This is a genomic window from Thalassotalea litorea, assembly GCF_043642205.1.
GTDB lineage: Bacteria > Pseudomonadota > Gammaproteobacteria > Enterobacterales > Alteromonadaceae > Thalassotalea_A > Thalassotalea_A litorea.
The window spans coordinates 26362-36894 of record NZ_JBHZSG010000036.1 but is presented as its reverse complement, the minus strand read 5'-3'; the positions used below and the strand labels follow the sequence as shown (position 1 = coordinate 36894).

The following is a 10533-nucleotide window of genomic DNA, read 5'->3' as shown; positions in this document are numbered from 1 at the left end:
CCATCAATTTGATGGGGCTATTGTCGTACGATCCTTTTACCTGTCAACCGATCGATTGCTTATCTGATCGGTGTTAGACAACTGTCGGCCTTTTACGTCGCTTATCACTTTGAAAGACTAGATAAAATCAGGTGCTTTGGGCTCATCGCCGCGACGGGTTACATAACAAACTACAGGCTCTGAACCACCGTTTTCAAAACCACGAACAGAACCGATAGGCGTCGTAAAATTATCTCCCTGAGATAATTGAATGGTTTCCCCATCAACGCTAACGTTTAGTTGCCCCTGATGAATAAAAAGCACTTCTTCTTCATGACGGATATGGGCATCAACCTTGGCTCCAGGCGCCAATTGTAAAGCGCGGACCACAAAACCATGTGCCCAGCCCAGTTTGGAGGCCTTAACATTTTCCGCCTTACTTTCGCCGCCAACTAAAGATGCTTCCTGCACACCTGAAACGTTGCTTAACGACGTATCCGTCTGCCATACAAAATCTTCGCTGCGGATAATAATATCCTGTAACTCAGCACTAGTAACAACCCGGTGCTGGGCAATTTGTTCGGCACTTGTTACCGGCATCGGCGATTTGCCATCCGGTATCGTCTCGCCCTGTGTGGTATCGACCAAAGAGCCGTCTTCTAATAACACCAGACCATAATCTTTAGCCATCTCAAATACGCTTGGCGCCCATAATACCCGGCCAGGATCGTCGCCCCCTAGCACCGCATGTAAATAGCCTTTGCCCTGATCAATGCCTTGCTCTTCGCCTTTGGTACATTCAAAACCACGAAATACATCCGTAGGAATGGAGATGATATCGCCGGGTTTTAGGTTTATCCGTCCATCATCGGCATTGACACCACTGATAAAATCCCACTCTCCACTATGGACAACAAAAACTTCTTCGGTTAAATGACTGTGCTGAGAGTTAAGACAATTGGCAGGCTGGCGCGCACCGCCGATGTTAAATCCATGAGGAATGGAAATATGAACATGCTGATCCGGGTTTTCCGCCACACCAGGGCCTATTACCGTAAAGTTCTCTTTTTTGTCTGAACCAGGGCTCCTGGTATCAATAAACGCATTGGTACAAGGAATCAAATCCTGATAACGCACCGCTCTGTTTTCTAACGTCATTATTATTTCCTTTGTATTTTATAATTGATTATCGGGCTGTCCATCCGCCGTCGACTTTAATGCTGGTGCCAGTGACCATGGCTGACAGATCACTAAGCAAGAACACGCAGGCATTGGCCACATCTTCCGTGCTTGCCAGCTTTTGCATTGGGATCATGTCGAATACGAACTTTTTAAACTGCGGATTTTCGAACATGGGTTCGGTCATTGGTGTGAGAACAAACGTCGGAGCAACGGTATTTACCCGTATATTGTCCGCGGCAAGTTCCACCGCCATGGCTTTACTTAAGCCCTCGACGCCGTGTTTCGACGCACAATACAACGTCCGCCCTGGTGAGCCAACAAAGCCCATTTGCGAAGACATATTGACAATAGACCCGCCACTTTTTTGCATCGCAACCAAGGCAGCTCTCGCGCAGCGATATAAGCTTTTAATGTTGAGGTCGATTACGGCATCTAAATCTTCATCCGCCTGCTCAGTCATTTTTGCGACTCGATTGGTACCAACATTGTTGATCAGGCCATGTAATTCATTCAGGTTTTTCAATCGCTGAAGAAATGAGCTTTGGGTAATATCTTCACACCAAACCTCAATATTGCCAGCACTGTCTTGTTGCAATTGCAACAAGTCAGATTCGGTACGGGCAACCGCAATAACATGGGCACCGCACTCGGCGGCAAGTAACGCGCAAGCACGCCCAATCCCTTTGCCAGCACCGGTAACCACAATGGTTTTTCCATTGAGTAATTGATTACTAAACCCCATAAAAATCACCTTAATTTTTTACTTTGCATTCGAAGTCATTATTCAGTAGGATGCGATTACATTCAAGAAATAATATTAAAAAAGATCAACAAAACCTTATTTGGGAGCCAACACATGATCAACTACCTCAAGAAAGGCCCTAGCCTGGAAGAAAAAGCCGAATCAAACAAAAAAGTCCAGACCATCGTCGAAGACATCATTGCTGACATCGAGAAGAATGGTGATGAAGCGGTTAGAAATTACTCAGAACAGTTCGATAAATGGACTCCGGAGTCATTCCGTCTGAGTAAAGAGCAAATTGCTGCCTGTTATGAAGAATTAGACGAACAAGTTATTTCGGACATTCGCTGGGCGCAGGAACAGGTTCGCAATTTCGCGCAAATTCAGCGTGACTCGATGAAAGATGTTGAAGTAGAAACCATTCCTGGTGTTGTGTTAGGTCACAAGCATATCCCCATGGAATCCGTCGGTTGTTATGTTCCTGGTGGCAAATACCCGTTAGTTGCTTCAGCCCACATGAGTGTCGTCACCGCGAAAGTCGCGGGTGTTAAACGCGTCATCGCCTGTGCACCGCCGTTTGATGGCAAACCATCGCCTGCAATTGTGGTTGCTATGGATATGGCTGGCGCTGACGAAATCTATTGCTTTGGTGGCGTTCAGGCCGTAGCCGCCATGGCCATTGGTACACAAAGCATCGCGCCAGTCGATATGATCGTCGGCCCGGGTAATGCCTTTGTTGCAGAAGCCAAGCGCCAGTTGTTTGGCCGTGTTGGTATCGATTTATTCGCTGGCCCGACCGAGACTTTGGTAATTGCCGATGAAAGTGTGGACGGCGAATTATGTGCCGCTGATCTGTTAGGTCAGGCGGAGCATGGCCCGACGTCTCCAGCGGTATTGCTAACCAACAGTGAAAAACTGGCGAAAGATACCATCGCGGAAGTTGAACGCCAGTTAACAATTTTACCAACCGGAGATATTGCCGGGCAGGCATGGCGAGACTTTGGTGAAGTCATCGTCTGTGATACTCATGAAGAAATGCTAAAAGTTGCCAATGACCTGGCGTTTGAGCACGTTCAGGTAATGACCGAAAATGTCGACTATTACAAAGACAACATGCAAAACTTCGGCGCCTTGTTCTTAGGCCCGGAAACCAATGTCTCCTATGGTGATAAATGTATTGGTACCAATCATACACTACCAACTAAAAAAGCAGCGCGTTATACTGGTGGCCTATGGGTCGGAAAGTTCATCAAAACCTGTACTTTCCAGAAAGTTACTGAACAAGCGTCTGTCATCGTTGGCAATTATTGCTCACGTCTTTGTGCCGTTGAAGGATTCGCCGGACATAAGGAACAAGCTGACATTCGCTTAAGAAGATACGAGAAATAACATTGAATAAGAATAAACGTGTCACCTCCTATGATGTCGCAGAAGCTGCCGGTGTTTCACAATCGGCTGTTTCACGCGTATTCCTTAAAGGACGGAGTGTTTCAAAGAAAACCCGAGAAAAGGTCTTAGCGACGGCAAAGGAGTTGGGTTACAAACCTAACGCCATAGCCAGAATGCTGATCACCAAACGCTCCGGTATGGTGGCCGTTATTCTTTCTTCCAGGGCAAACCTTAATTACCCGGAAGTCCTGTCTTTGCTCAATAAACGCTTATCGGCGAAGAATGAAAGGGTATTGCTTTTCAATCTTGATGATGCCGATGGACTAGATGATATTCTTGAGCAAATATGGACCTTCCAGGTCGATGGGGTAATCGCCCTGGCCGCACATTTTGATAATGACAGTATCAACCAGTTTAAGGATCACAACATTCCCGTTGTGCTCTACAACCGCCGTGCTTCCGGACATTCGGCTAGCTCTGTGTGTTGTAACCATGAACAAGGGTTAACAGAACTGGTCTCGCTGCTTGATGACAACAATCACAAATCCTATTTAATTGTGGGCGGGCCAGAGCAGTCTGACGTTGCTCAGGAGCGACTGGATTGTTCAATTAACGCACTGGCGCAAAAAGGCCATCATAAGGTTCCGGTGAGATATGGCGATTATAGTTATGAATCAGGTCGTTTAGCGTTTGCCGAATGGATGCAAAAAAACAAAGCCCCCACTGCGGTAATATGCGGTAATGACACCATGGCGATTGGTGTTATTGATGAAGCCCGGGAAAACTTTGGTTTAAACGTACCTGAAGATTTATCCGTGGTCGGTTTTGATGGTGTCAATGCGGTTGCCTGGCACAGTTATCGTTTAACCACCGTTAAGCAACCACTTGAGCAAATGACCAAGGCTGCTGTTGATATACTGTTAGAACAAATTGAATCTCCGGATAATCCGGCTCAATTGCGAGTCTGGTCCGGCACATTAATACCGGGCAATACCGTTGCCCCAGCAAAAGATGAATCCTAAACCTCTACTTGTATTTCTCCCTGGTACGCTGTGTACCGGGGCTATCTTCTCCCCATTTAAAAATCACCCTGACTTTGATGCCATCATCATTGATTTTAACCTTGAGGACAGTCTCGAGGATATGGTCAACACCGTTTTAAAACGGGTTGTAACAAGGCCGTTTATTGCCGTCGGCTTTTCCATGGGCGGCATGGTCGCGTTTGAATTAATGCGCAAGGTACCCGCACAAATAACCGGGTTGATATTACTTAACAGCAATAGTCTGGCGGATAACAACGAGCGCTACAACGGCCGGCAACACCAGTTGAATCTTGCCCGCCAACATGGCATTCAGTACTTGTTTCAGGACGTCATGCTACCTGTTTTTTTTGCCAATCCCGACAGCGAGCCAGGACAACAGGTTGTTTCGATGGCTAACGAGCTTGGCATCAAAACCTTCGAAGCTCAGCATAAGGTATTGACGGAACGTCCGGATTCTATGGCGCTACTAAAAACATTTAACAAACCTGCATTAGTTATTGGTGCGGAATATGACTTGCCCTGCCCGGTTGAGCACCAACAGCAAATGGCGGACGCTTTAGTGCAAGGGCAATTACATATATTAAAACAATGTGGACATTTTGCTGTGCTTGAACAGCCACAAACCATTCTGGATATTATCGACCACTGGATTGAACAAAATTATGGATAGTTTTAAGGCAGCCCTGGCTAACAAAGAGCCATTACTCGGCACATTCATTAAAACCCCGCATCCTCATATTACCGAGGTACTGGCGCAGTCTGGCTTTGCGACTCTGTGTCTCGATGCCGAGCATGCGCCCTTTGATCGTAAAGATCTTGATGCCTGTATTCTTGCGGCAAAAGCAAACCGGCAACATGCGATTATTCGCATTCCCAATGATCATCACGATACCATCTTAAATGCTTTGGATCTTGGTGCCGATGGGGTCGTTATTCCCCATGTAAAAACCGCACAACAACTCAGTCGGGTGATTGAACAATGCTACTATGGTCCTGGTGGACGCGGTTATGCTGGCTCGACGCGCATGGCAGGTTATACCACCAGAGGTATCGAAAAAAACCTTGAGCACAATAAACATCATACGTCGGTCATTGCCCAAATTGAAGATTTGGAGGCGCTGGATAATCTTGATGCTATTTGCCAGGTATCGGGGCTTGATTGCCTGTTTATCGGCCGTATGGATCTCACCGTCGCGTTAGGGGAAACCGACCCTAACAGCGAGAACGTCAAAAAAATCGTTAACCAAATCGTTGCCACGGCAAACCGACACGGTGTCACGACGGGCATGTTTATCGCCAACCTCGACGAACTTGAATCCTGGTTAAACGAAAAAGTCTCGTTGTTTTTGCTCGGCTCCGATCACAGTTTTATGCTCAGCGGTGCACGGCAATTACAACAACGCTTTAAACAGGCAACATCAGCAACATGAAAAATCGTTTCATCTCGCCTTTTCTGAATCGCCCTGGGCGTCTGAGTCGCTTGAGTCTATTGGCTGTATCCGTTGTCACCGTTTCAGGGTGCAATAGTGCTGCTACATCGACAGCGTCCATATCAAAAATGGACTGGGCCACAGCCGAGATCCCGAGTTTGGCAGCTGTTTCGATTGGCGCGCTTCGCCAACGCCAATATGGTAGTGAGTTTCAGTTACTGACAGGTGTCGACAACCAGCGCTCAGGCTATCAGTCCTATATGACTCGTTATAACAGTGATGGCCTTAACGTCTATGCCCGAATCGATATTCCGGATACGCCTGCGCCTGAAGCGGGATATCCGGTATTGCTGTACAGCCATGGTTGGGTGGGTGAAACGAATGCTCCAGCATTTAATTTTTTTCTTGATCAAGCGGGCAGTCAGGCACGATACATTGATCAATTAGCGCAAAGTGGCTTTATCGTCATCACGCCCGGTTGGCGTGGCCATGGCACGGTTAATAATGTTGCCGCCGATGGTATAGAATTTATGAAACGTTGGGATAATGCCAGTTATATCAGCCCTATTTTCTATGCTATTGATATGTTAAATGCGCTGGATAGCGTATCGAGCATTGAAACATTGTTGGCAAAAGATATCGCTGTGCCCGTTAACCTTAGCAAAGTGTTTTTAGCCGGTCATTCCCAGGGCGGTGATTCTGCCCTGCTAACCCTGGCCATTGCCGGAGAAGGATCTCAGGTTACAACGCCGATTGCCGGAGCCTCTATCTTCGCTGGATGTTTTCTCCCGAGAATTAAACAAGGGGAATTATATGGCACAATGGCAAGTACCCCTCAGGCCTTTATGGCGGGTGATGGACAATGGAATGGTACACCGATTGGTGCCAATGGCGAGATCAATGCAGATTTTCAATTCCCGTTTCCGCCAGACTGGATAGGTACTACCGATACTGCGGCCTGGACATGGCAACACCAATCCTGGTCAACAGCAACGGTACGAGAGGCGTATCGTACAAAGTATGACGAAATGTACCAGGTATTACAGCGTGAACGCATTGGCGAATTCGGTTTTACCTTATCGACGGATAACACTGGCAAAACCGTTATTGAGCACCCTGAAGAAATCATCGACGCTTACCGTGCGACGTCGGCGTTTCATTATCCTCAATATCTGCAAGAGCCATTAGTTTTGCATTATTCGGATCAAGACTACTACTCGCCACCGAAATGGAATAAAGCACTGGCGGATAGCGTTAATGGTAAAGGTGGTGACGCGAAGCTCCTTGAATATTCAGGCAACACCCATTCGTTACAGGTAAGCAAATATCCCTGGTTTTCACCCCCGGGCACCGTGGCAGGATTAGACCAAATGCTTGAGCACGACATTGCGGCCTTTAAAAGCCCACACTAATAATAGAAGTGCTGCTGATGCGGCGCACGTGCTTTTGGCCTGATCACAAGCTCAAACCCACTTGCGGCGATAAACACCGGGTTTATCGCCTTAACGGTGTACTAAACCAACTTAGCTCCTTCGACCAGGCTTTGCAGTTTTGCATAAGCGATATCCGGTGAAACCGCACCAAAACCGGCAAAAGTACCAAATCCGCAATCGGTACCGGCAATGACCCGCTCCCGTCCAACAATATCGGTGAACTTGCGAATTCGTTCTGCCACAACCTCTGGATGTTCAACAAAATTACTGGTGCTATCTATCACCCCAGGCACGAGAATTTTATTCTCGGGAATGTCATTTTTCCTTTGCTTGAACACCTGCCATTCATGGGCATGTCTTGGGTTTGAGGTTTCGAACAATAAGTGATCCGCATTGACCTTCATTAGGGTGTCGAACATGCGGGCCATAGGGATATCACAGACATGCGGCCCTTCATAGTTCCCCCAACAAATATGTACTCGTACTTTCTCTGATGGAATGCCTTCGAGTGCATAATTTAGGGCTTCAACATGCTGATTAGCAATGTTAATGAACGCTTCATCGGTTAAATCGTTAAACAACATATGCCGTGATAAGGCTAAGTCAGGACAATCAAGTTGCAACAGCAGCCCTGCATCAACGATGGCTTTGTACTCTGCCTTCATCACCTCGGCTAATTTCTGCAGATACTGCTCGCGGCTAGCATAATATTGATTCGGTAAAAACAAGGCGATCACACCGGGTGATGCGGCATTCATAAACGCCTGCTTTGCGCCAAATTCTGTTGCCGAGGTGCTAAGATTGTTGATATCTTCCTGTAAATCTGGCGTGTCTTTAACGCCGATTTCACCGGTGCACATCGGCCGTGAATACGTCGGTGTGCCACCGGATTTGGCCAGTCGCTCTAAAAACTGCGGGAATAATTTGAGATCCGCAGGCGCATTGCGCGGGCTATCTCCGGAAAAGCCTGTGTAGCGGTCTTTCACATAGGTCGCGTAAGAGATCTTTGAGGTTTCCCCGTCGGAAACAATATCCAAACCAATATCCAGCTGTTTTTTAACCGTTTGTTTTACATGCGCTGTCATCACATGATCAAACTCGGCTCTGTTGAACGCTTGCCCTTGCTCGCGCGCAAAAATCAGATCGACAACCTGTTGCTCTCGAGGTAAAGAGCCAACGTGTGTCGTTAAAATAGCTTTTGCCATAATCGTCCTTATGTTGTCATTATTCTTTATCGTGAAAATTAGCACTTAGCCAACGCCAAAGAAGTGTTTATCAATATTCCCAGATATCTTTATACACAACCTGTGGCACTAGCCTGCCCAATAAATCGACGCTATAAATCGACCCTATAAATCAATCTGTAGAGCCTCGGCTAACGGCAAAACGGCGTCACCGTATTTTTGCCAATTATTGACACTACTGGTATAAATCGGTTGGCGCACTTGCTCAGCGCTTGGCGTCATCACTATTCGTTCTGTCTTATAAAATTCATCGGTCGCATCTTCGTAATCAAGTCCCAGAAAATCCATCAGGTTTTGTGTTTGCTGTTGCTGATCCATGACCATATTCTCATAGTCGATTTGCAACATATCATCACCAAACTGTTGTTGCCATATTGTCATTAACGCTTGGTGTTCACGATAATAATGGCCAAGACCGGATAAGTCGTGAGCATAGCTTTGGTTATCGTCAAATGGCAGTTTAAAAATAGATACACAATTATCCATCGCCTGACGTTTACAATAGATAAATTTCGCGTCTGGTAATATCGCTTTAATAAATCCAATGAAATTGTAATTAAGCGGGTTTTTATCGATAACCACAGCATGCTCGCCAAACATTTGTGTGATTCGCTGTTTATAGGTTTGCCCAAGATGAGTGAGGCTTTGCGTGGATAGCTTGGTCAGACAATAGGGATATCGCGTTTGGGTTTGCTGTTCCGCTTGCTTCATTAAATCATTGATAAAGCCGAGTTCGCCAGCGCCAAATACCTGAGAATGTGATGCCAGAATTTGCTCGGTTAAGCTGGTACCTGAGCGTGGCATCCCGACAATAAACACCGGCTGCATATTACCAACAACCTGCCCCTGCCCGACCTGAGGTTGTATTTCCTTAACCACATGTCGATATTGTTCGGTTATCTCAGCCTGATACGGAACTTTTTTCGCCTTTAGCGATTTAGCCTGAATAAAATACTCGATGGCCTGGTGGAAGTGTTTTTGCTTATCGGCATGCACACCAAGCGCCAGATACAACGACACCTTAAACACATCCGGAGTTACCGGGTCTGTTAGCAAGTTGTTGATTTTTTCGACTTCTTGTATGCTGAGGCTTTGCTGTCTTAATTTCGCCAGCTGATAAAACGAACTGGCGTGATTAGGCGTATACTGTAACGCCCGACGAAAGCTGGAAGCGGCCTGTTCAAACTCTCCTAACTGTTCCTGCAATACCCCAAGGTGATGATGAGCTTCGGTATTATTCTCCTCAATTGCCAGTACCTCGTACAGACAATCTTTCGCCTTTGCATAACAACCGGTTTGCTTTAATGCGGTCGACAGGTTGACTTTCGCCACCAGGTTGTCGCCTAACGATATGGCGTTATTAAAGCTTTTTTCTGCCGCTTGATATTGCCCACAAGCTAACTCGATTTCGCCCTGAATATTCGCAAAATAACTGTTGTCAGGTTCAAGTTTTCGAGCTGCACCTATCGCTTTCAGACCAATCGAATGCTGGCCAATCTCCTTTAAAGACTGGGCAAAATTTGAGAGACACTCGGGATAATCCGGCGCCAGTTTTAATGCCGCATCAAAACATTTGGCCGCTTGTTGGTGCAGATTCTGGGCAGCAAAAACATTCCCCAGGTTATTTAATACCGATGGTTGTTTGGGGTTGAATTGCAATGATTGTTCAAGAAAGCCTTGCGCCTTTGACCATTGATTTAAGTCTTTAAACGCCAGACCTAAATTGGCATACGTTTCCGAGTCTTTTTGATTGACCTTCAACGCTCTGTGCAAGACATCAATTGCTTGTTGTGGTTGAGCCAATCGCAGATACGTTACCCCCAACAAATTCAGAGCGAATTCGTTATTGGCGTCGACGTTAAGAATGGCCTCAAAACACAGTTTCGCCTGGTCATTTTGCCCGGCTTGCAGCAGTTGAAAACCCTGTTGTAACTGCTCTACGATTTGTTGATTCATGATCACCACTGCATCAATTAACTGAGAAATAACGCTGACTATTGATTAATCGCGTCTTAACCTTGAATAACCTATAAAAATACCAGGCAAAAAACGATGAAACTTGCCCCTTAGGCCTGAATCCTGAAACCTGAA

The 10533-nt window shown here is 46.4% G+C and carries 9 protein-coding genes; 5 read left to right on the top strand and 4 right to left on the bottom strand.

Features of this window, described 5'->3' with window-relative positions:
• Positions 1-117: 117 nt before the first annotated feature.
• Positions 118-1137, bottom strand: coding sequence for a cupin domain-containing protein (locus ACHUFQ_RS13590; protein WP_394176323.1), 1020 nt, complete (start codon positions 1135-1137; stop codon positions 118-120).
• A 28-nt stretch (positions 1138-1165) separates the two neighbouring features.
• Complete coding sequence (locus tag ACHUFQ_RS13585) at positions 1166-1903, bottom strand: SDR family NAD(P)-dependent oxidoreductase (protein ID WP_394176321.1); 738 nt, start codon at positions 1901-1903, stop codon at positions 1166-1168.
• Between the two features lie 114 nt (positions 1904-2017).
• Here ACHUFQ_RS13585 and hisD point away from each other — a divergent pair, with 114 nt between their 5' ends.
• From hisD to ACHUFQ_RS13560, 5 genes are read left to right on the top strand one after another with little or no spacing between them, the layout of a single operon-like run.
• Complete coding sequence (gene hisD, locus ACHUFQ_RS13580) at positions 2018-3292, top strand: histidinol dehydrogenase (protein WP_394176318.1); 1275 nt, start codon at positions 2018-2020, stop codon at positions 3290-3292.
• A gap of 2 nt (positions 3293-3294) precedes the next feature.
• Positions 3295-4314, top strand: coding sequence for a LacI family DNA-binding transcriptional regulator (locus ACHUFQ_RS13575; protein WP_394176316.1), 1020 nt, complete (start codon positions 3295-3297; stop codon positions 4312-4314).
• Positions 4304-5005, top strand: a complete 702-nt coding sequence (locus tag ACHUFQ_RS13570; RefSeq protein ID WP_394176314.1) for an alpha/beta fold hydrolase — start codon at positions 4304-4306, stop codon at positions 5003-5005. Before ACHUFQ_RS13575 ends, ACHUFQ_RS13570 begins: the two co-directional genes overlap by 11 nt.
• Complete coding sequence (locus ACHUFQ_RS13565; protein ID WP_394176312.1) at positions 4998-5765, top strand: HpcH/HpaI aldolase family protein; 768 nt, start codon at positions 4998-5000, stop codon at positions 5763-5765. The genes ACHUFQ_RS13570 and ACHUFQ_RS13565 overlap by 8 nt, the downstream gene beginning before the upstream one ends.
• Entirely contained in the window at positions 5762-7177 is a 1416-nt protein-coding gene (locus ACHUFQ_RS13560; RefSeq protein ID WP_394176310.1) for an alpha/beta hydrolase family protein, read from the top strand. Before ACHUFQ_RS13565 ends, ACHUFQ_RS13560 begins: the two co-directional genes overlap by 4 nt.
• A 101-nt stretch (positions 7178-7278) precedes the next feature.
• Here ACHUFQ_RS13560 and ACHUFQ_RS13555 read toward each other — a convergent pair whose 3' ends face one another.
• Positions 7279-8403 carry a cobalamin-independent methionine synthase II family protein gene (locus ACHUFQ_RS13555; RefSeq protein ID WP_394176308.1) on the bottom strand — a complete coding sequence of 375 codons (1125 nt, stop codon included), beginning with the start codon at positions 8401-8403 and terminating at the stop codon, positions 7279-7281.
• A gap of 144 nt (positions 8404-8547) precedes the next feature.
• A complete protein-coding gene (locus tag ACHUFQ_RS13550; RefSeq protein WP_394176306.1) occupies positions 8548-10398 on the bottom strand; it encodes a sulfotransferase in 1851 nt (616 codons plus the stop codon).
• Between the last annotated feature and the right edge of the window lie 135 nt (positions 10399-10533).

Excerpts from the sequence above, each read along its gene's own strand:
- ACHUFQ_RS13570 (WP_394176314.1), top strand. The coding sequence starts at position 4,304 with ATGAATCCTAAACCTCTACTTGTATTTCTCCCTGGTACGCTGTGTACC.
- ACHUFQ_RS13590 (WP_394176323.1), bottom strand. The coding sequence starts at position 1,137 with ATGACGTTAGAAAACAGAGCGGTGCGTTATCAGGATTTGATTCCTTGT.
- ACHUFQ_RS13585 (WP_394176321.1), bottom strand. The coding sequence starts at position 1,903 with ATGGGGTTTAGTAATCAATTACTCAATGGAAAAACCATTGTGGTTACC.
- ACHUFQ_RS13560 (WP_394176310.1), top strand. The coding sequence starts at position 5,762 with ATGAAAAATCGTTTCATCTCGCCTTTTCTGAATCGCCCTGGGCGTCTG.
- ACHUFQ_RS13565 (WP_394176312.1), top strand. The coding sequence starts at position 4,998 with ATGGATAGTTTTAAGGCAGCCCTGGCTAACAAAGAGCCATTACTCGGC.
- hisD (WP_394176318.1), top strand. The coding sequence starts at position 2,018 with ATGATCAACTACCTCAAGAAAGGCCCTAGCCTGGAAGAAAAAGCCGAA.
- ACHUFQ_RS13550 (WP_394176306.1), bottom strand. The coding sequence starts at position 10,398 with ATGAATCAACAAATCGTAGAGCAGTTACAACAGGGTTTTCAACTGCTG.
- ACHUFQ_RS13555 (WP_394176308.1), bottom strand. The coding sequence starts at position 8,403 with ATGGCAAAAGCTATTTTAACGACACACGTTGGCTCTTTACCTCGAGAG.